Raw genomic sequence first — 19,562 nt, forward strand, 5'->3', positions numbered from 1 at the left:
TTGAGCGGAAACATTATTGGCAAGGTGCCATCATTGTGCCCGCTCACGCCTGGGAGGTTTTGACGTGTATCAACAAACCGTTTATGCCCAATCAGGCCAGCTGGAAAAATGCCCGAGCCGTTGCGGTGGTGTGTGCTGCGGTCTCTTCAACAGGTTCGCCCCGGTGTAACGCCACCTCCCGCAGCACTTCTGGCAAAAACGCCGGCTCGTTGCGCCCGCTCTTGGGTTTCGGTCGCAGGCTGCGCGGCAGCAGATACGGGGCATCACTTTCCAGCATCAGGCGCCCCCGGGGAATGTTGCCCACCAGTGGGTGCAAGTGCGTGCCGCGGCGTTCGTCACAGATCCAGCCGGTGATGCCAATGTGCAGGTCCATGTCCAGGTAGGCGAACAGCGCGTCGCGCTCGCCGGTGAAACAATGCACTACGGCGGCAGGCAGGTGGTCACGGTAGTTCTTCACAATCGCCAGCAAACGCTCACTCGCATCACGCTCATGCAGGAACACCGGCAGGCGCAACTCGGCGGCCAGCGCTAACTGAGCTTCCAGGGCTTTTTCCTGAAGTGGGCGAGGGGAGAAGTCGCGGTTGAAATCCAGACCGCACTCGCCAACGGCGCGCACACGCGCCTCACTCAACAACTGGCGCAGTCGCTGCTCGCTGTTGGCATCCCATGCTTTGGCGTCGTGCGGGTGTACGCCGGCAGTGGCGAACAGGTGCTCGCTGGCGGGGTCCAGTTGCTGGCACAGTTCAAGCGCTTGCTCGCTGACCGCAAGGCTGGTGCCGGTGAGGATCATCTGCCCAACGCCGGCTTCGATGGCGCGCTCGACGATGGCGGCCTGCTGGTCGTGGAAACTGCTATTGGTCAGGTTGACGCCGATATCGATCAGTTGCATGGTGCTACCTCGTGCCGCGGGACGGCCAGCATAGCAAAAAGCGCGATTTTCGGAAAAAACCAAGAACTTCAGACGTTTGCCATGGTCTTTTACCGTCATTTATTACGAGCGGCTCGTACACATGGATGCTGCCCACCGACCTCGGACACGTTTTCGCATGCTGCGATACCTGCTCACCCTGCTGCTGACGCTTGGCCTGATGCTCGTCGGTCCCGCTTACGCACGCCTGCCGGGGCCGCAGCACAACGTGCCGGTGAACAAGGCCCGTGACCTTGAACAGATCCGCGCCAGCAAGGTGCTGCGGGTACTGGTCAACCAAAGCCGCAACAGCTCCGGTGAGGTCAAGGGCGAGCCCGTCGGTATCGAGTACTACCGCTTGCGTGCGCTTGAGCATTACCTCAACGCCCGGGCCAGCGACGGACAACAGGTACGGCTCAAACTCATCCCCAGAGCCAAAGAGCAACTGCTAGGGGCGCTGCAGCGTGGTGAAGGCGACCTGGCCGCCCCGGGCGAGTTGCTCGACCCGAGCCTGGTCGGCGGCGTGAACAGCAGTGCTCCGGTCCTGGACCAAGTGCCGTTGTGGTTGGTGGGGCGCAAGGGCGAGCGCAGTTTCACCCGTGTCGAGCAGTTGTCCGGGCGCACTGTGGCGTTGACCAGTGCCAGCGCCGCCGGTGCGCTGATCCAGCAGGTCAACCAGCGCCTGGCGCTGCGCAAGCGCCCACCGGTCAAGATCGAATGGGTCGACTCGACACTGGCGGTGGAGGACGTGCTGGAGATGGTCCAGGCCGGCATCTATCACCTGACCGTGGTCGAGCGGCCGATCGCGCTGCGCTGGGCCCGGGTAATGCCGCGCCTGCGCCTGCATAGCCGGCTGCAACTGGGCCCGCCACAAGCCATGCGCTGGTATGTGCGGCGCGATGCGACGCTGCTGCAGGCTACGGTCGATCGCTTCCTGCAGGGCTACCGGGCGCCCGAGAACCAGGATGCGGCCTTCGAACGCATCTATCGGCGCCAGTACCGCGTGCACAACCCGCTCGCACGCAAAGACCGTCAACGCCTTGCTTCAGTCCGGGCGGTGCTGCAGAAGCATGGCCAGGCGCAACAGATCGACTGGCTGAACCTGGCTGCGTTGGCCTTCAAGGAGTCGACCCTCAACCCGGCGGCGCGCGGCAGTGGCGGGGCGCATGGCCTGATGCAGATCACCCCTGCCGCAGCGCAGCGGGTCGGGGTCAGCAATACCGCAACGGTTGATGGCAATGTCCAGGCCAGTGCCCGTTACCTGGCGTTGATTCGCCGCAAGTTCTTCGCCAGCCCGAAGATCAACGAGCGTGAGCGCATGGCCTTCGTGCTGGCCGCCTACAACCTTGGGCCCGAGCGGGTCCAGGCCATGCGTGTCGAGGCCCGCAAGCGTGGGCTCAATGGCAATCAATGGTTCTTCCAGACCGAACGGGTTGCGATGGAGCAGGTGGGCATGGGGCCAGTCAACTTCGTCAATAGCGTGAACAAGTACTTCCTGGCGTTCAACCGTGACCGTGCAACGTTGGAGCGAAGCGGTAAACGCTGAGCTATCGATTTATTCGATCTATATGTTGGGTTTTTTGCGATTTTAATATCTGTTGGGTCGATTATTATGGCGCCCATCCCAACACAACATCGCAGCTTTCAAGGAAGTCACCCAATGAACAACGCAATCATCAAACTGCTTTCCACTCGCGCTGGCCTGGGCTTGAGCGTGGTTCGCATCCTGGTCGGCATCATCTTCATGGCGCACGGCGCACAGAAACTCTTCGGCCTGTTCGGCGGCTACGGGTTGGAGGGCACTGGCCAGTGGATGGAGAGCATCGGCCTGGCCCCCGGCTACCTGATGGCCCTGCTGTCCGGCAGCGCCGAGTTCTTCGGCGGCCTGGCCCTGGTGATCGGCCTGCTGGCTCGCCCGGCGGCGCTGGCACTGACAGTGACGCTGGTGGTGGCAATCTTCTCGGTACACATCGGCAACGGCCTGTTCATGTCCAACAATGGCTATGAGTTCGCCCTGGCGTTGCTGGCGGGTACCGTCGCGGTACTGATCGAAGGCGCTGGTCGTTTCTCTGTAGACCGCTTGATCGCCCGCTGAAGCCTCATGCTGCAGGCCTTGAGTTGATGACTTTCAGCTTGGGGCTTGCAGCTTGCCGCTTGTAGCTCTAGCATACCGCCTGCGCCGATTTAAACAGCTACTTGCGGGGCGCAGGAATGCCCAGCCCCGGGTCATCCGAAATACCGCTAAAGCGCTGGTTCGGTGACGCCTCCCACCGCTGCCCAGCGGGATTTGCGAGGCGGAGAAGTACTCCATGAGTTGCCCACGTACCAGTGTCTGCTTGAGCCCATTGCCTGTCAGCCAGGCTACCCGCACACCGCGCATCCTGCTCGGTGGCCAGCATCAGCCTACGCTTTTGCGTCATCTTGAAGGCTTGTCCCGTCGCAAAGGCCAGGCCCGCGCCTTCCTCATCCAGTTTGCCGAAACCGCATGCCGGCTGGAGCAGTTCGGCAACGACCGCTTCGATCTGGCGGTGATCCAGGCACCTGCCGCACAGCACGCTGCCGAAGTGATTGGCCATCTCACCCGCATCGCACGCCAGGGCCTGATTACCCGACGCTGAGGAACGCGCTGTTGAGTACCAACATCATCACGACGCAAGGCCATGAAGCGCTCAAAAAAGAGCTGGATCATCTATGGCGGGTGTATCGCCCGGAAATCACCCAGAAGGTGGCCTGGGCTGCGTCGTTGGGGGACCGCAGTGAGAATGCCGACTACCAGTACAACAAGAAGTTGCTGCGCGAGATCGATCGTCGGGTCCGATACCTGCGCAAGCGCCTCGAAGACGTCAAGGTGGTGGCCTATTCACCGCAGCAGGAGGGCAGGGTGTTCTTCGGTGCCTGGGTCGAGATCGAAAATGATGACGGTGAAGCGCTGAAGTTTCGCATCGTCGGGTACGACGAGATCTATGGGCGCAATGACTATATCTCGATCGATTCGCCCATGGCGCGGGCCCTGCTCAAGAAAGAGGAGGGTGATGAGGTGGTGGTGCACACCCCTACTGGCGAAGCGACGTGGTATGTGACCAGCATCAGTTATGAGCAGCCAGCGCTTTAGCTGTAAGCCAAGGCTGAGCTGCTCATGCTTGCAGCTTGAGACTACCCCTCCCGGAGCACCGCCAACGGGCTGGCATTAAGCGCTCGCCGTGTCCCCAGCACGCCAGCCCCGCCTACCAAAAGCGCGCCCGCCAGTGGCAGTACCAGCAGCCACGGATGGGGAGCCCACTGCAGGTCGAACGCATAGCGGTACAGCACCAAGGTAATCAACTCACAGCCTAGCGCTGCCAGCGCACCGCTGGCCGCACCCAGCAGCCCGAACTCGATACGCCGCGCTTTCACCAGCAACGGCCGGGCGGCGCCCAGCGCGCGCAGCAACGCGCCTTGGCGAATGCGTTCATCCAGCGTTGCCTGCAAGCCTGCGAACAGCACGGCCAACCCCGCCGCCAGGACGAACAGCAATACATATTCCACCGCCAGGGTAACCTGGGCGAGGATGCTGCGTAGCTGCTCCAGCAAGGCATCGACCTGCAGGATGGTCACCGCCGGGAAGGCCCGCGACAGGGCCACTACATCCAGGTCATGACCCGGCGCAAGGTAAAAGCTGGTCAGGTAGGTGGTCGGCAGCCCCTGGAGGGTACCCGGCTGGAAGATCATGTAGAAGTTCGGCTGGAAGCTGTCCCAGTGCACGCTGCGCAGGCTGCTGACCCGTGCCTGGCGTTGTTCGCCGCCAATGTCGAAGGTCAACAGGTCGCCCAGTTGCACCTTCAGGCTGGCGGCAAGTTCCGCCTCGACCGAAACGCCAGGGATTTCATCGCCAGCCGGTAGCGCCCGCCACCAATTGCCGGCGGTCAAGGCATTGCCTGCCGGCAGGTCGGCGGCCCAGGTCAGGCTGAGGTCGCGCTGAACTGCACGCTCGCCGGCCGAATCCTTGCTGACGATCTGTTGCACGGGCTGCTCGTTGATCTGGATCAGCCGGCCAGGCGTCACCGGATAAAGCGGCGCGGAGGCTGCGTTCACCTCGTGCAGGCGCTGGGCAAAGGGCTCACGGTCATCGGGCAGGATGTTCAGGGCGAAATAGTTGGGGGCGTCCTTGGGCAGTTGCGCCTGCCAGGTGTCGAGCAACTCGGCGCGCAGCAAGGCGACCAGGGCCATGGCCAGCAGGATCAGGCCAAACGCCAGTGCCTGGCCTGCGGCAGCCATGGGGTGGCGGAGCAACTGGCCCAAGCCCAGGCGCCAGGGTAGCGGGGCGCCTGCCAGCAGTTGCCGCAGGCTGCGTAGCCCAACCAGCAGCAGGCCGCCCAGTACCAGCGCGGCAAGCAACCCGCCTGCCAGCAGGGCGAAGGTCAGCAGCAGGTCGAGGCTCAGGCGCCACATGATCAGGCCCAGCGCGAACAGGGCGGCGCCATAGACCAGCCAGCTGCTGGGCGGTACGGGCAGCAGATCACGGCGCAGTACACGCAGCGGTGGCACCTTGCCCAGTGCCGCGAGCGGGGGCAGGGCGAAACCGGCCAGGGCGACTAGCCCGGTGGCGATGCCGGCCAGGGCCGGGACGATGCCGCCAGGCGGCACCACGCTCGGCAGCAGGCCGTGCAACAGGCGGAACAGGCCCAGTTGCGCCAGCCAGCCGAGCAGGGCGCCCACCAGTGCCGCCAGCAGGCCAAGCATGGCCAGTTGCAGGCAGTACAGGCCCAATGCCTGATGGCGGGACAGCCCCAGGCAGCGCAGCAGTGCGCTGGCGTCCAGGCGCCGGGCCGCATAGCGGCTGGCCGACAGTGCCACGGCGACCCCTGCCAGCAGCACCGCCACCAGGCTAGCCATGTTCAGGTAGCGCTCGGCCTTGCCCAGGGCGCCGCCGATCTGCCGGTTACCATCGCGGGTGTCGAGCAGGCGCTGGTTGGCCGCGAGCGTCTTCTCCAGCCCCTGGCGGTACTGCGCCAGGGCCTGGGCATCCCCGCGCCACAGCTCACGGTAGCTGACCCGGCTGCCGGGCTGGATAACCCCGGTGGCCTCCAGGTCGGCGAGGTTCATCATCACCCGCGGGGTGAGGCTGTAGAAATTGTTGGCGCGGTCCGGCTCGTAGGTCAGTACGCGGCCCATGCGCAGGGTCTTCATGCCGACATCGATGCTGTCGCCAATGCTCAGGCCAAGGGCAGCGAGCAAGCGCGGCTCGACCCAGGCCTCGCCTGGCGGCGGGCCGCCGCCGGGTGTCTCCGTGGCATAAGGCGCCGGTGCACTGCGTACCTGGCCACGCAGGGGGTAGGCGCCATCGGCGGCTTTGATGCTCGACAGCTGAATGCCGGCGTCACCACCGACCACGCTGGTGAACTCCACGACCCGCGCGTGGCGCAGCCCCAGGGCGGTACCGGTGTCGATTTGCTCCTGACGCGCTGGCGCACTGCCTTGCAATACCAGGTCGGCGCCCAGGAACTCGCTGGCGCGCAATTGCATGGCGCCATTGAGGCGAGCACCGAAATAGCCGATGGCGGTGCTGGCGGCTACAGCCACGAGCAGGGCGAAGAACAGCACGCGCACTTCGCTGGCGCGGATGTCGCGCAACAACTGGCGCAGCGCCAGGCCGCACAAGCGGGAAAGCGGCATGTGCTTCATCAGGCCTCCACCGGCGCCACCAGGCGGCCTGCTTCCAGTCGTATCAGGCGCCGGCAGCGGCTGGCCAGGCGTTCGTCATGGGTAACCAGAACCAGAGTGGTGCCGCGTTCCTTGTTCAGGTCGAACAGCAGGTCGCTGATACGCTCGCCAGTGTGGCTGTCGAGGTTGCCGGTGGGTTCGTCGGCGAACAGCACCGCAGGCTGGGCGGCGAAGGCCCGGGCAATGGCCACCCGCTGCTGTTCGCCACCGGACAACTGGCGTGGCGTGTGGGTCAGGCGCTTGCCCAGGCCGACACGTTCGAGCAGGGTGCGGGCCTGTTCGCGAGCATCTCGGCGGCCGTCCAGTTCCAGTGGCAGCATGACGTTCTCCAGGGCATTGAGGCTGTCGAGCAGCTGGAACGACTGGAAGACGAAACCGACGTGCTCGGCGCGTACCCGGGCGCGCTGGTCTTCGTCCAGCGGCCCGAGGTCATGCCCGGCGAGGATGACCTTGCCGGCGCTGGGGCGATCGAGGCCGGCGAGCAGCCCGAGCAGGGTCGACTTGCCCGAACCGGAGGCGCCGACGATGGCCAGGCTGTCACCTTGGGCGAGGTCGAGGGAGAGTGCGTGCAGGATGGTCAGGTCACCTTCCGCACTGGGGACCACTTTGCTAAGGTTCTGCGCAACGAGAATGCTAGGGCCCATGGAGAATCCAATGCGAGTGTGGTGGTTGAGTGCCGGTCTGGCCCTGTATTGCCTGGCCCAGAGCGCGGCGGCGGGAACATTGCTGGTCGTCGGCGATAGTATCAGTGCCGGTTTTGGCCTGGATACCCGCCAAGGGTGGGTCTCTTTGTTGCAGACCCGGCTCAAGGACGAAGGTTTCGATGATCGCGTGGTCAACGCCTCGATCAGCGGCGACACCAGTGCAGGGGGCCAGGCGCGGCTGCCGGCGCTGCTTGCAGCGCACAAGCCTAGCTTGGTGGTGCTGGAATTGGGCGGCAACGATGGCCTGCGCGGGCAGCCGCCAGAGCAATTGCAACAAAATCTTGCCTCGATGATCGAGCGGTCACGCGAGTCCGGGGCCAAGGTCGTGCTCCTGGGCATGCGTCTGCCGCCCAATTATGGGGTGCGCTACACCACGGCGTTCGCCAAGGTGTATGAACAGCTGGCAGCGGAGAAACAGGTGGCGCTGGTGCCGTTTTTCCTCGAGGGCGTGGGGGGTGTGCCAGAGATGATGCAGGCCGATGGCATCCATCCGGCGCAGGGGGCCCAGCAGCGCTTGCTGGAAAATGCCTGGCCGGCGATAAAACCCTTGCTCTGACGCTTTAAACGGGGCCGGCTTTCGGCTAATGTTGCGCCCCCCGTTTCGAGAGCCCCCAATGCCGCGCCCTGCCTGGTCCTTGTATGCCTACCAACTGATCGAGCCCGATGAGCAGCTCGATCTGTTCGCCTGCCAGGAAATCCGCGTTCACCTTGTCGCCCGGCAGCTCGAACTGGGTGTGCCGGTCGATCGCACCCTGTGTGGTGGCTTGCTACCGGCACAGCCTCGCTGGTCCGGCGTGCCGCGCTCGATCTACCGTGACGGCCGTCTGTGCGACCTGTGCCGGGCGATTCTCGACGCGCAGCGCCGCGGCATGCGCCCGGTATGGCCGCAACTTTGATGCAACCCTTGGCCTGAAACTGCGAGCGCCTTTCATCATCTGAAACGCATGGAAACCCCCTGTGGCTCCCGCTTGGTCCGGTGGGGGTGTACAATCGATTCTCTTGACCCACCTTTCGAAGGATTTACCGGATGTTGCCGCGCTTTCCCGCCGTCACCCGCTGCCTGACCCTGGCCGGCCTGCTGGTAGCAGGCCCCGCCGTTGCCCTGGAGTTGCCGTTGCCGCCTCCCGGTGAAGACGTCGTTGGCCAGGTGCAGGTGATCAAGGCCAAGTACGAGGACACCTTTGCCGACATCGGCACTGCCAACGACCTCGGCTACCTGGAGATGATCGCCGCCAACCCGGGGGTGGACCCATGGCTGCCGGGCGCCGGTACCGAGATCATCCTGCCGACCCGTTATGTGCTCCCGCCGGGGCCTCGCGAGGGCGTGGTCATCAACCTTGCCGAATACCGGCTGTACTACTTCCCCAAAGGGCAGAGCGTGGTGTACACCTTCCCGCTGGGAATCGGTCGTGAAGGCTGGGGTTCCCCCATCGCCAACACCAAGATCATTGCCAAGACCCCAAACCCGACCTGGACGCCACCGGCTTCGATCCGTGCCGAACACGCCGCCGATGGTGACATCCTGCCGACCGTGGTGCCGGCCGGGCCAGACAACCCGCTGGGGCCTTACAAGTTCACCCTGGGCGTGCCGGGTTATCTGATTCACGGCTCGAACAAGAAGTTCGGCATTGGCATGCGCACCAGCCACGGCTGCTTCCGCATGTTCAACAACAATGTGCTGGAGCTGTCGAAGATGGTCCCGGTCGGTACTCCAGTGCGCATCATCAACGAGCCGTACAAGTTCGGCATCAGTGGTGGCAAGGTATACCTCGAAGCGCATACGCCGCTCGACGATCACGGCGATCCTTCGGTGGTCGACAAGCACACTGCGGTCATCAATGCACTGCTCAAGCGTGAAGACCTTGCCAACAATGTACGCATGAACTGGGACATGGTTCGCGACGTGGTCGCCGCAGAAGATGGCATGCCGGTAGAAATTGCCGTGCCCGTCGACAACCAGGGTGCGGCTCCGATGGTGTCGAGCATTCCTCCAGAACTGCAGTAAGCCTTAGGGCGACAGGACTGAAGCCTGCTCAGGTCAAACGCCTGGTGCAGGCTTTTTCATTTGTGCTGTTTGCTTTTGTAGCGGCAATAAAAAAGCCGACCCCACTAGTGGGTCGGCTTCTTAACAATCCGTGAGGACTATTACTTGCGGCTGGCTTTGTCCAGCATACGCAGGGCGCGCTCGTTGGCTTCGTCAGCGGTCTGCTGAGCCTTCTGAGCGGCTGCCATTGCATCGTCAGCCTTACGGTAGGCTTCGTCAGCACGGGCTTGAGCGCGAGCGGCTGCGTCTTCAGTCGCAGTCAGACGAGCTTCGGTTTCTTTGGATACGCTGCTGCAACCGGTAGCCAGAACTGCGGCCAGAGCCAGAGCAGAGAATTTCAGAACGTTGTTCATCGTGTTCCCCTTCAAGGACTTTCTATTAAATAGCCATCTCTCAGGAAAGAGAAACTGGCCGGCGTACATAGTACCCATTACTTGTAGTAAGTAAACTGACTGAGCGCAAGAATGGTAAAAAAAATGTTGCTGAAGGGAGTGGTTGACAAGGTTTCCAGGCTTTTTCCGAACAGCCAGTACAGGCGGCGCAAGCGATTGTTGTATGGGAACTTTTTTGTTGAACTAACGGTGACTTTAAAGGTCCCTGTGCGTCTAAAGCCCAAGAGTGTCCGGCCGATGTTGCTGGTCAGTTCGTGCAGGGTTTGCTGCCCATGGCGGTGACTTTTAACCGATGCCACCTTGAGCAATCCGGGGTGCCGTGCCTACTATTTGATGGCCGGGCCCGGAAGAACCATTGCAATCGGGCTGCGGTCGAAGGGGCAAGAGGTGGCGCAGGCTCTGCACGAACGGGTTCCTCCGCCGGATACACCACCATCGGTTAAGGTAAAGGTCTGCCCAAAAGACCTGCGAGGAGTAGTGATGAGTGAAGCGCTGACCATCCACCATGACCAGGCCGGTCATCAGTTCGAGACCAACGTGGACGGTCATCGTGCCTACCTGACGTACATGGATCTGGGCAAGCAGACGCTGGATATCTATCGCACCTTCGTTCCAAACGCCCTGCGCGGCCGAGGGATCGCTGCAGCGCTGACCGAAAAGGCCCTGGAGTACGCCGACCAGATGGGCTACACGGTGATTCCTTCCTGCTCGTACGTTGAGCGCTACATGGAGCGCAAGCAGCGTCATTCGAGCAAGGCCTGACCGGGCTGGGCTCTACATGCAAAAACGCCGGGCAATGCCCGGCGTTTCGTTTTCTGGCAAAGCTCAGCCGCGCTTGCGCTGGGGCAGTACATCCTTGAGCTTGGCGTGCATGCTGCGCAGGGTTTTCTCGGTGGCAGGCCAGTCGATGCAGGCGTCGGTGACCGATACGCCGTACTGCAGATCTTCCAAATTCTTCGGGATCGACTGGGCGCCCCAGTTCAGGTGGCTTTCGACCATCAGACCAATGATCGACTGGTTGCCTTCGAGGATCTGGTTGGCGACGTTCTCCATGACCAGCGGCTGCAAGGCCGGGTCCTTGTTGGAGTTGGCGTGGCTGCAGTCGACCATGATGTTGGCCTTGATCTTCGCCTTGGCCAGGTCCTGCTCGCAAAGCGCAACGCTCACCGAGTCGTAGTTCGGCTTGCCATTGCCGCCACGCAGTACTACGTGGCCGTACGGGTTGCCCTTGGTAGTGACGATGGATACGCCACCTTCCTGGTTGATGCCCAGGAACCGGTGCGGCTTGGATACCGACTGAAGGGCATTGATGGCCACGGTCAGGCCGCCATCGGTGCCGTTCTTGAAGCCAACCGCCGAGGAAAGGCCCGAGGCCATCTCGCGGTGGGTCTGGGATTCGGTGGTGCGCGCGCCAATGGCCGACCAGCTGATCAGGTCTTGCAGGTACTGCGGTGAGATCGGGTCGAGCGCTTCAGTGGCGGTCGGCAAGCCCATCTCGGCCAGGTCCAGCAGCAGTTGGCGGCCGATGTGCAGGCCGTCCTGGATCTTGAACGAGTCATCCAGATAAGGATCGTTGATCAGGCCTTTCCAGCCCACCGTGGTGCGCGGCTTCTCGAAATAAACACGCATTACCAGGTACAGCGTGTCGGAAACTTCCTCTGCCAGCACCTTGAGACGCTCGGCGTATTCGTGAGCGGCCTTGATGTCGTGGATCGAGCAGGGGCCGACCACTACGAACAGGCGATGGTCTTTGCCGTCGAGGATATTGCGCACCACTTCGCGGCCGGCAGTAACGGTCTGCAAGGCTTTGGCGCTGAGAGGGATTTCCTTCTTGAGCTGATCGGGGGTGATCAAAGTCTCGTTGGAGGCAACGTTAAGGTCGTCGATCGGTAAATCAGCCATCGTGTTACTCGTCAGGTCACGGTGCCGGCCGCCAGCAATCCCCGTGCGGCCCAGCAGCAAGAATGTTCGCAGCGGGGAGCCGAACCTTAGCGCGTTACAGGGGGCGCGACAATGGGCTGCAGTGCGCCTGTGCAGGGTTTTTCCCTGGTGCAATAAGCTTGTACTGCTATTTAGGTGCGCAAAACGCCTCAATCGGTGTAGAAAAGCACACCGACATTGATCAGGAGATCAGCATGGACCCTCGCAAACCACGCATCGGCATTATTGGCAGTGGTGCCATCGGCGGCTTTTATGGCCTGATGCTGGCGCGGGCCGGGTTCGACGTGCATTTTCTGCTGCGCAGCGAATTTGCCGAGGTTCGAGCGCATGGCCTGAGGCTGGAAAGCGCTGTGCACGGGGACTGGCGCATGCCGGTTCAGGCGTATTCCAGCGTTGCCGACATGCCGCCGTGCGACTGGTTGCTGGTAGGCACAAAAGCCACCAGCAATGGCGAATTGGCGCCGCTGATTGCGCAGGCTTCGGCACCCGATGCCAAGGTGGTGCTGCTGCAGAACGGTTTGGGTGTCGAGGAACAGCTACGGCCAGCGTTGCCCGACAATCTGCACTTGCTCGGTGGCTTATGCTTCATCTGTGTCAACCGTGTGAGCCCTGGTGTGATACGCCATCAGGCGCTGGGCGCAGTCAACCTGGGCTATCACAGCGGCCCCGCCAGCGATGGGGGGGTGAGCATCGTAGAGGAGGGCGCCAGGCTGTTCCGCGCTGCGGGTGTCGACTCCCAGGCCATGGACGACCTCGGCCAGGCGCGCTGGCAGAAGCTGGTGTGGAACGTCCCCTACAACGGCCTTTCGGTGTTGCTCGGTGCCAGTACTTCGCCGCTGATGGCCGATGCTGACAGCCGTGAGCTTGTTCGGGCACTGATGGCCGAGGTGGTTCAGGGCGCTGCTGCCTGCGGTCATGAGCTGCCAGCCGGTTATGCCGAGCACTTGTTCCGGATCACCGAGCAGATGCCCGACTACTGGCCGAGCATGTACCACGATCACGTCCAGCAGCGGCCGCTGGAACTCCAGGCTATCTATGCCGAGCCTCTGGCCCGGGCGCAAGCGGCAGGCTGCAGCCTGCCGCGCATGCAGATGCTCTACCAGGCACTGGCTTTCGTCGACCGCGCCAATCGTGCTGGCTGAACCTCTACAGCCCGCATTGGCAGTGCGCCGGGCGGCCGAGCGCGCGCCCGGCGCGCTGCTAAGCTGAAGCTTGCTCTGCCGCCACGGCAGTCGAGGAGGTCGAATGATCCGCTCCATGCTGTACGCCACCGACCTCGGTGTCTACGCCCCTTTTGTCATGCAGCACGCATTGGCCCTGGCCCGCACGTTCGGCGCGGAACTGTATGTGATTCATGCCGTAGAGCCCATGGGGCAGTTCGCCGAATCCCTTTTGCAAAGCTACCTCGATGAGCAGACGCTCGACGCGTTGCACAGTGAGGGTGTCAATACAGTGATGGCTAACATCGAGCAGCGTGTGCTGGAGAACTTCCGTGAGGAATTGGGCGAGGACGCGGACCTGGCGGTGATCAAGGCGGTTCGGGTGCGCCAGGGTGATCCGGCCCAGGTCATCCTGGAGCAGGCGCAGCGTTTGAGTGTCGACCTGCTGATTTTTGGCAGCCACAGCGCCGGTGCCGGGGTGGACGTGCCAGTCGGTCGAACGGCTGTGCGCTTGCTGCAGTTATCCACGGTGCCGGTGTACATGGTGCCACTTTCGCAACATCTCGGTCGTAGGAAAACGTGAAGGTGGTGGTAGGCAGTTTCGGAGTGGCATGTAACAAAATAGTTCTATTTTTATTTCGGTAGCCACTAATATAGTTATATATCGTCGCTGCTTGCTGCCGCTGACTTACCGCTGATTCGAGGGGAACCTATGAAGCTTCAACAATTGCGCTACATCTGGGAAGTGGCGCACCACGACCTCAACGTCTCCGCGACGGCGCAAAGTCTGTATACCTCACAGCCGGGGATCAGCAAGCAGATTCGCCTGCTCGAGGATGAGCTGGGTGTTGAAGTGTTTGCCCGCAGCGGCAAGCATCTTACGCGTGTCACTCCCGCGGGGGAGCGCATCATCAATACCGCTGGCGAAATCCTGCGCAAGGTCGAAAGCATCAAGCAGATCGCCCAGGAATTCTCCAACGAGAAGAAGGGCACGTTGTCCATCGCCACCACCCATACTCAGGCGCGCTATGCGCTGCCGCCGATCATCAGCAGCTTCATCAAGCAGTACCCGGAAGTGGCCCTGCACATGCATCAGGGCTCGCCCATGCAGATTGCCGAGATGGCTGCGGACGGTACCGTCGACTTCGCCATTGCCACCGAGGCGCTGGAGCTGTTTGGCGATCTGATCATGATGCCGTGCTACAAATGGAACCGTTGCGTGGTGGTGCCGCAGGGCCACCCGCTGACCAAATTGCCGAAGCTGACGCTGGAAGCGGTCGCCGAATACCCGATCGTGACCTATGTGTTCGGTTTCACTGGCCGCTCCAAGCTGGATGAGGCCTTCAATCACCGTGGCCTGACACCTAAGGTGGTGTTCACTGCTGCCGACGCCGACGTGATCAAGACTTACGTGCGTCTGGGGCTGGGCGTGGGCATCGTGGCGAAGATGGCGGTGGACAGCAAGCTGGACAGCGACCTGGTGGCGCTCGATGCCAGTGAACTGTTCGAGGCCAGTATCACCAAGATCGGCTTCCGCCGCGGCACCTTCCTGCGCGGTTTCATGTGCGATTTCATCGAAAAATTCGCGCCGCACCTGACCCGTGAAGTCATGGCCAAGGCCATCCAGTGCCACAACAAGCAAGAGCTCGAAGAACTGTTTGCCGGGGTTGAGTTGCCTGTGCATTGACGGCAGCTGCGGGGGGGGGGGCAGCCGCAAGCTTCAAGCTGCAAGCTTCAAGAAAGAGCAGTCCGCGTGGGCTGCTCTTTCTTCTTGAGGCTGGAGAGTTGCAGCTTGAGGCTTGCAGCTTGCAGCTTGCAGCTGCTTCAGGCCTTGCTGATGAGGTTGCCGGCGTGCAGGCCGCATTCCTTTTGGGTCGACTCTTCCCACCACCAGCGGCCTTCACGCTCGTGCTGGTTCGGCAGCACCGGGCGGGTGCATGGCTCGCAACCAATGCTAATGAAACCGCGTTCGTGCAGGCTGTTGTACGGCAGCTCGAGCATCCGAATGTAGCCCCAGACTTCCGCGCTGGTCATCTGCGCCAGCGGGTTGAATTTGTACAAGGGGCGTTCTGCTGTGGAGAACGCACTGTCGAGTTCCAGTGCTGCCACCTGGCTGCGGGTGCCCGGGCTCTGGTCGCGGCGCTGGCCGGTGGCCCAGGCGCTGACGGTGGCTAGCTTGCGCCGCAGCGGCTCGATCTTGCGGATGCCGCAGCACTCGCCATGGCCGTCCTTGTAGAAACTGAACAGGCCCTTTTCCTGGACGAACGGGTCGAGTTTCGCGCGATCCGGGCTGAGGATCTCGATCGGCAGGTTGTACTGCTCGCGCACCTGGTCGATGAACCGGTAAGTCTCAGGGTGCAGGCGGCCTGTGTCGAGGCTGAACACCTTGACCTGCTTGTTCAGTTTCCAGGCCATGTCGACCAGCACCACGTCCTCGGCGCCGCTGAAAGAGATCCATAGGTCGTCGCCGAAGTGCTCGAAGGCGAGCTTGAGGATGTCCTGCGGGGATTTGCTGGCATAGGTCGCGGCCAGGGCGGCGACGTCGAAGGGTTGGCTCATCAGGCGGTTTCCATCTTGGCTGTGGCGCTGTGCGCTCGTAATGAAGTGATGGTAACAAAAAATGGCAGGCTAGACGCTGTGCCTGTACCGGCCCTGGGCTGGGGTAGCCAGCGCTGGGTTACAGACTCTGCAAGGTTTCCATCAATACCCGCACCTTGGCGATCGACTCTTCGTATTCCGATTGCCAGTCAGAGTCCGCCACCACCGCGCCACCGCCCCAGCAGCTGACCTGGCCGTCCTTGATCAGTAGGCTGCGAATGGCAATGGAGCTGTCCATCTCACCGCGCACATCCACGTACAGCAAGGACCCGCAATACAGCGCGCGACGGCTGGGCTCCAGCTCGTCGATGATCTGCATGGCGCGGATCTTGGGGGCGCCGGTGATCGAGCCGCCAGGGAAGCTGTCGCCGATCAGGTCCAGTGCGTCCTTGTCGATGGCCAGTTGCCCGGTGATGCTGCTGACCAGATGGTGCACGTTGGGGTAGCTTTCCAGGCTGAACAGCTCCGGCACCCTCACCGAACCGATCTGGCAAGTGCGACCCAGGTCGTTACGCAGCAGGTCGACGATCATCAGGTTTTCCGAGCGGTCCTTGGGGCTGTGGCGCAGCGCCTCGGCATTGCGGGCGTCTTCAGCCGGGTCGGCCGAGCGCGGGCGGGTGCCCTTGATCGGCCGGGTCTCCACCTGCCCCTGGCTGACGCGGATGAAGCGTTCTGGAGAAAAACTCAACAGAGCGCTGCCGTCGGCCAGTTGCTGGTAAGCAGAGAACGGCGTCGGGCAGGCCTTGCGCACTGCCTGGTAGGCGCCCCAGGGGTCGCCCTGGCACGGTGCACGAAAGCGTTGGGTCAGGTTGATCTGGTAGCAATCACCGGCCTGTATGTAGCGCTGAACCTGGTCGAATGCTGCCTTGTATTGCCCAGGCTGCAAGTCGCCTGTCATGGCGGCGAGCAGGTGGAAATCGCCGCTGGCAGTGTCATCGGGTTTTTCAAACAAGGCGATCAGCCGCTCACGCTCGTCATCAGCCAGCTGGGGGTGGAACACCAGTTGGCTGGTGCCATGCTGGTGATCGGTCACCAACGCCCAGCCATACAAGCCAAGCTGGGCGTCGGGCAGGCCAAGATCATCCTTGGCCAGGCACGGCAGGTGTTCCAGGCGTCGGCCGAAGTCGTAGCTGAGGTAGCCGATCAGGCCCCCGGCAAATGGCAGCTCGACACCCTCGGGCAAATGGGCAGGGCCAAGTTGTTTCAGGCTGGCGCGCAGCCGTTGCAGGAAGGCACGGCCATCTTCATCGGGCAGTACCCGCAAGTGTTGCAGCGGCCAGGCGCTGAGCAGGTCGAAGCGGCCGCGCTCGGCGCCTGGCCGGGCGCTGTCGAGCAGGATCGCTCCGGGCGCCTGGCGCAGGCGGGCGAAGTACGCGGCGGGTTCGGGCTGGTAGGGCAGGGGGTAGAGCGTACAGGTCGGCATCAGTGTGGACGGCGATGTAAAAGCGAGGAGGGCGATTGTAGCCCTGTGCTGGAAATGCGCCTAGCGCCAGTGTGATTTTCCGGCAGTGTATTGAAGCCATCGCCGGCAAACCGGCCCCCAGAGGCTGCGTAGCCATCCTGCGGGGGCCGGCTTGCCGGCGATGGGGCAAGGCTATCCGTGCGGATGCACGTGCCCGAACAGGCTTTGCGCCACCCGCACGCGCTGTTCGGCATCCTCGGTTACACCGTCCTTGGCCAGCGCCTCGATGTGCGCCTCGATGGCATGGGTGCGCTGGGTCAGTCCGGTGTCGTTGGCGATCTGGATGTTCAGCCCTGGGCGAGCATTGAGTTCGAGAATCAATGGCCCCTTGTCCTGGTCCAGCACCATGTCCACACCGATGTAGCCCAGGCCGCACAGCTCATAGCAGCCGGCGGCCAGCTTCATGAAGCCTTCCCAGTTCGGCAGCTGTACGCCATCTACCGCATTTGTAGTGTCCGGGTGCTTGCTGATGATGTTGTTCAGCCAGGTGCCGCGCAGGGTCACTCCGGTGGCCAGGTCCACGCCTACACCGATGGCGCCCTGGTGCAGGTTGGCCTTGCCGCCGGACTGGCGGGTTGGCAGCCGCAACATGGCCATCACCGGGTAGCCCATCAGCACGATGATGCGGATGTCAGGCACGCCTTCGTAGCTGATGCTCTTGAAGATCTGGTCGGGGGTTACCCGGTACTCGATCAGCGCGCGGTCGCGATGCCCGCCGAGCGAGTACAGGCCGGTAAGGATGCTGGAGACCTGATGCTCGATCTCTTCATGGCTGATGATCTTGCCGGAAACGGTGCGGTAGCGGTCCTCGAAACGGTCGGCAATCACCAGGATGCCGTCACCGCCGGCGCCCTGGGCCGGCTTGATGACGAAATCGTTGCGCCCGCCGATGATCTGGTGAAGCTTGTCGATCTGCTTCTCGGTCTCGATGATGCCGTACATTTCAGGCACGTGAATGCCTGCTGCCAGCGCACGCTCCTTGGTGATGATCTTGTCGTCGACGATCGGGTACAGGTTGCGCTTGTTGTACTTGAGCACATAGTCCGCATTGCGGCGGTTGATACCCATGATGCCCCGGGCCTCCAGGGCTTTCCACGTCTTGATCAGGCCAAACATCAGGCGTCAGCCTTCTTCAGGAATGCCTTGAAGCGCACCAGCTCGGTCAGGCGGTAGCCGCGGTAGCGACCCATCGCCAGCATGAAGCCCACCAGGACCAGCAGTACCGCCGGGAAGGTGAAGACGAAGTACACCAACTCCGGCACCATCATCAGCAGGTGGGCAAGCGACGCTGCGAACAGGGTGCCGATCGCCACTTTCATGGCATGGCCGCCGCCACGTTCTTCCCAGGTGATCGACAGGCGTTCGATGGTCATGGTCAGGATCACCATCGGGAACAGCGCCACCGACAGGCCGCGCTCCAGCCCCAGCTTGTGGCTGAACAGGCTGATGGCGGCAATCAATACCACGACGAAGGTCAGTACCACCGAGAGGCGCGGCAGCATCTGCAGCTTGAGATGCTCCAGGTAGGAGCGCAGCGACAAGCCCAATGCCGTGATGACGGTGAACAGCACGATGCCGAAGCCCAGTTGGGTCTCGCGGAACGCCAGGGCGATCAGGACCGGTGTGAACGTGCCCAGGGTCTGGATGCCGATCAGGTTGCGCAGCACCAGGATCACCAGCACGCCGATCGGGATCATCACCATGATCATGAAGGTCTGCTGGGTCTGCAGCGGCAGGCCGTACAGCGAGTATTCGAGGAAGTCGGCGTCGGTGTTCTCGTCGGTCAGCTTGGCCAGGCGGATGGCGTTCATCTCGCTGTTGTTCATGCTGAACGTGACGTTGGCTTTCTTGCCGCCATCGACGGTGACCAGGTTGTCATCACCGGTCCACCACAACAGGCGGTCGCTGGGCAGGCCCTGCTCACCGGTGTCCGGATTGAAGTACAGCCAGTCGTTGCCGTTGAAGCTGCGCAGCCAGAGCTCGGGGGACTGCGGCGTATCGGCCACCAGGCGGATGGTATGGACCTTCTCCATCGGCACATGCGCGATCGACAGCAGCAGGTCGATGACCTGGGCCTTCTTCATGGGCGAGGTATCGCCGGCCAGCAGCAGCTTGACGTTGTCGTCGTTGAGGTTGTTGACCCGCTTGATGGTTTCGCTGACGAAGGTCTCGACGTCGGCGGAATGCTGGCGGATCGGCGCCATCAGCGCTTCCGCGGCGATCTTCTCAGGGCCTTCTACCGCCAGGCTATCGCGGAAGGTCGGGCCTTTGATGGCGGACTTTTCGCTGCTGTAGCGCTTGGTCAGCACCAGGCGGTAGTAGAGGGTCTGGTTGCCGCTGGCGCGGCGGGCCGACCAGGTTACCTTGCGGTTGCCATCGGCGCGGTTGACGCTGACCCCGTAGTTGTTGGAGATGAAGCTCTCGTTGAGGCTGACGTAGTCGCGGTTCAGCGGCGGTACGAACATTTGTACCTTGACCGGGTCCTTGCTGTTGGCGACGAACTCGACCTTGGCGTCGATGTTCCAGAGGTCGTCGGTTTCGTCTTCGGTCACCGGGATGCCGAGGAAGAAGATCTGATAAGCCGTGACCGCCACGCCCAGCAGCACCAGTGCGGTGATCAGGACTTTCAGATGGAGGGTAAGAGAGCGCATCGG

At 62.5% G+C, this 19,562-nt stretch carries 20 protein-coding genes; 11 read left to right on the forward strand and 9 right to left on the reverse strand.

Translation table 11 applies throughout. From position 1 onward, the window contains the following. Positions 1-91: 91 nt before the first annotated feature. The gene (locus tag ACIPZC_RS12395) at positions 92-889 is read right to left on the reverse strand and encodes a TatD family hydrolase (protein ID WP_400627180.1); all 798 of its coding nucleotides are present in this window, start codon (positions 887-889) and stop codon (positions 92-94) included. 157 nt (positions 890-1,046) lie between these two features. On the opposite strand from ACIPZC_RS12395, the gene ACIPZC_RS12400 reads away from it, so the two are divergent. The 4 genes from ACIPZC_RS12400 (at position 1,047) to greB (ending at position 4,019) form a co-directional block, all read left to right on the forward strand. Next, a complete protein-coding gene (locus ACIPZC_RS12400) occupies positions 1,047-2,453 on the forward strand; it encodes a transglycosylase SLT domain-containing protein (RefSeq protein ID WP_400627182.1) in 1,407 nt (468 codons plus the stop codon). Positions 2,454-2,567: 114 nt separating this feature from the next. Beyond that, the gene (locus ACIPZC_RS12405; RefSeq protein ID WP_039601342.1) at positions 2,568-3,002 is read left to right on the forward strand and encodes a DoxX family protein; all 435 of its coding nucleotides are present in this window, start codon (positions 2,568-2,570) and stop codon (positions 3,000-3,002) included. 214 nt (positions 3,003-3,216) lie between these two features. Next, the gene (locus tag ACIPZC_RS12410) at positions 3,217-3,525 is read left to right on the forward strand and encodes a hypothetical protein (RefSeq protein WP_400627184.1); all 309 of its coding nucleotides are present in this window, start codon (positions 3,217-3,219) and stop codon (positions 3,523-3,525) included. Positions 3,526-3,536: 11 nt separating this feature from the next. Continuing rightward, the gene (gene greB / locus ACIPZC_RS12415; RefSeq protein ID WP_241803240.1) at positions 3,537-4,019 is read left to right on the forward strand and encodes a transcription elongation factor GreB; all 483 of its coding nucleotides are present in this window, start codon (positions 3,537-3,539) and stop codon (positions 4,017-4,019) included. A gap of 41 nt (positions 4,020-4,060) precedes the next feature. On the opposite strand, the gene ACIPZC_RS12420 is transcribed toward greB, so the two are convergent. Together ACIPZC_RS12420 and ACIPZC_RS12425 are read right to left on the reverse strand one after the other, a co-directional pair. Beyond that, positions 4,061-6,568 carry an ABC transporter permease gene (locus tag ACIPZC_RS12420; RefSeq protein ID WP_400627186.1) on the reverse strand — a complete coding sequence of 836 codons (2,508 nt, stop codon included), beginning with the start codon at positions 6,566-6,568 and terminating at the stop codon, positions 4,061-4,063. Continuing rightward, positions 6,568-7,251, reverse strand: coding sequence for an ABC transporter ATP-binding protein (locus ACIPZC_RS12425; protein WP_012313661.1), 684 nt, complete (start codon positions 7,249-7,251; stop codon positions 6,568-6,570). The genes ACIPZC_RS12420 and ACIPZC_RS12425 overlap by 1 nt, the downstream gene beginning before the upstream one ends. Positions 7,252-7,261: 10 nt before the next feature. Here ACIPZC_RS12425 and ACIPZC_RS12430 point away from each other — a divergent pair, with 10 nt between their 5' ends. From ACIPZC_RS12430 to ACIPZC_RS12440, 3 genes are all read left to right on the forward strand, one after another. Next, positions 7,262-7,867 carry an arylesterase gene (locus ACIPZC_RS12430; protein WP_241803243.1) on the forward strand — a complete coding sequence of 202 codons (606 nt, stop codon included), beginning with the start codon at positions 7,262-7,264 and terminating at the stop codon, positions 7,865-7,867. 58 nt (positions 7,868-7,925) lie between these two features. Further along, a complete protein-coding gene (locus tag ACIPZC_RS12435) occupies positions 7,926-8,207 on the forward strand; it encodes a hypothetical protein (RefSeq protein ID WP_039601335.1) in 282 nt (93 codons plus the stop codon). Between the two features lie 131 nt (positions 8,208-8,338). Continuing rightward, a complete protein-coding gene (locus ACIPZC_RS12440; protein ID WP_241803245.1) occupies positions 8,339-9,316 on the forward strand; it encodes a L,D-transpeptidase family protein in 978 nt (325 codons plus the stop codon). A 140-nt stretch (positions 9,317-9,456) separates the two neighbouring features. On the opposite strand, the gene ACIPZC_RS12445 is transcribed toward ACIPZC_RS12440, so the two are convergent. Continuing rightward, positions 9,457-9,708, reverse strand: coding sequence for an Lpp/OprI family alanine-zipper lipoprotein (locus tag ACIPZC_RS12445; protein WP_003250288.1), 252 nt, complete (start codon positions 9,706-9,708; stop codon positions 9,457-9,459). Positions 9,709-10,227: 519 nt separating this feature from the next. Between ACIPZC_RS12445 and ACIPZC_RS12450 the strand changes: the two genes are divergently transcribed. Next, a complete protein-coding gene (locus tag ACIPZC_RS12450; RefSeq protein WP_241803247.1) occupies positions 10,228-10,509 on the forward strand; it encodes a GNAT family N-acetyltransferase in 282 nt (93 codons plus the stop codon). A 63-nt stretch (positions 10,510-10,572) separates the two neighbouring features. Here ACIPZC_RS12450 and ACIPZC_RS12455 read toward each other — a convergent pair whose 3' ends face one another. Continuing rightward, positions 10,573-11,649 carry a 3-deoxy-7-phosphoheptulonate synthase gene (locus ACIPZC_RS12455; RefSeq protein ID WP_241803248.1) on the reverse strand — a complete coding sequence of 359 codons (1,077 nt, stop codon included), beginning with the start codon at positions 11,647-11,649 and terminating at the stop codon, positions 10,573-10,575. Positions 11,650-11,882: 233 nt separating this feature from the next. Between ACIPZC_RS12455 and ACIPZC_RS12460 the strand changes: the two genes are divergently transcribed. The 3 genes from ACIPZC_RS12460 to cysB all read left to right on the forward strand — a co-directional run bounded on the left by ACIPZC_RS12460 (position 11,883) and on the right by cysB (position 14,535). Further along, on the forward strand, positions 11,883-12,830 hold the full coding sequence (locus tag ACIPZC_RS12460) for a putative 2-dehydropantoate 2-reductase (RefSeq protein ID WP_241803249.1): 948 nt from the start codon (positions 11,883-11,885) through the stop codon (positions 12,828-12,830). Between the two features lie 103 nt (positions 12,831-12,933). Beyond that, the gene (locus ACIPZC_RS12465; RefSeq protein WP_241803250.1) at positions 12,934-13,431 is read left to right on the forward strand and encodes a universal stress protein; all 498 of its coding nucleotides are present in this window, start codon (positions 12,934-12,936) and stop codon (positions 13,429-13,431) included. A 129-nt stretch (positions 13,432-13,560) separates the two neighbouring features. After that, a complete protein-coding gene (gene cysB / locus ACIPZC_RS12470) occupies positions 13,561-14,535 on the forward strand; it encodes an HTH-type transcriptional regulator CysB (RefSeq protein ID WP_241803251.1) in 975 nt (324 codons plus the stop codon). A gap of 137 nt (positions 14,536-14,672) precedes the next feature. Here the strand turns inward: cysB and ACIPZC_RS12475 are convergent, their stop codons facing one another. The 4 genes from ACIPZC_RS12475 to ACIPZC_RS12490 form a co-directional block, all read right to left on the reverse strand. Then, positions 14,673-15,407, reverse strand: coding sequence for a phosphoadenylyl-sulfate reductase (locus ACIPZC_RS12475; protein WP_241803252.1), 735 nt, complete (start codon positions 15,405-15,407; stop codon positions 14,673-14,675). Between the two features lie 118 nt (positions 15,408-15,525). Continuing rightward, positions 15,526-16,869, reverse strand: coding sequence for an aminodeoxychorismate synthase component I (gene pabB / locus ACIPZC_RS12480; protein WP_400627192.1), 1,344 nt, complete (start codon positions 16,867-16,869; stop codon positions 15,526-15,528). Positions 16,870-17,040: 171 nt separating this feature from the next. Further along, positions 17,041-18,024: an alpha-L-glutamate ligase-like protein gene (locus ACIPZC_RS12485; RefSeq protein WP_241803254.1), complete on the reverse strand. Its 984-nt coding sequence runs from the start codon at positions 18,022-18,024 to the stop codon at positions 17,041-17,043. Further along, positions 18,024-19,559, reverse strand: coding sequence for an inactive transglutaminase family protein (locus tag ACIPZC_RS12490; protein WP_400627194.1), 1,536 nt, complete (start codon positions 19,557-19,559; stop codon positions 18,024-18,026). The genes ACIPZC_RS12485 and ACIPZC_RS12490 overlap by 1 nt, the downstream gene beginning before the upstream one ends. Positions 19,560-19,562 lie beyond the last annotated feature (3 nt).

Source organism: Pseudomonas sp. NPDC089743, assembly GCF_044748785.1.
Lineage (GTDB): Bacteria > Pseudomonadota > Gammaproteobacteria > Pseudomonadales > Pseudomonadaceae > Aquipseudomonas > Aquipseudomonas putida_X.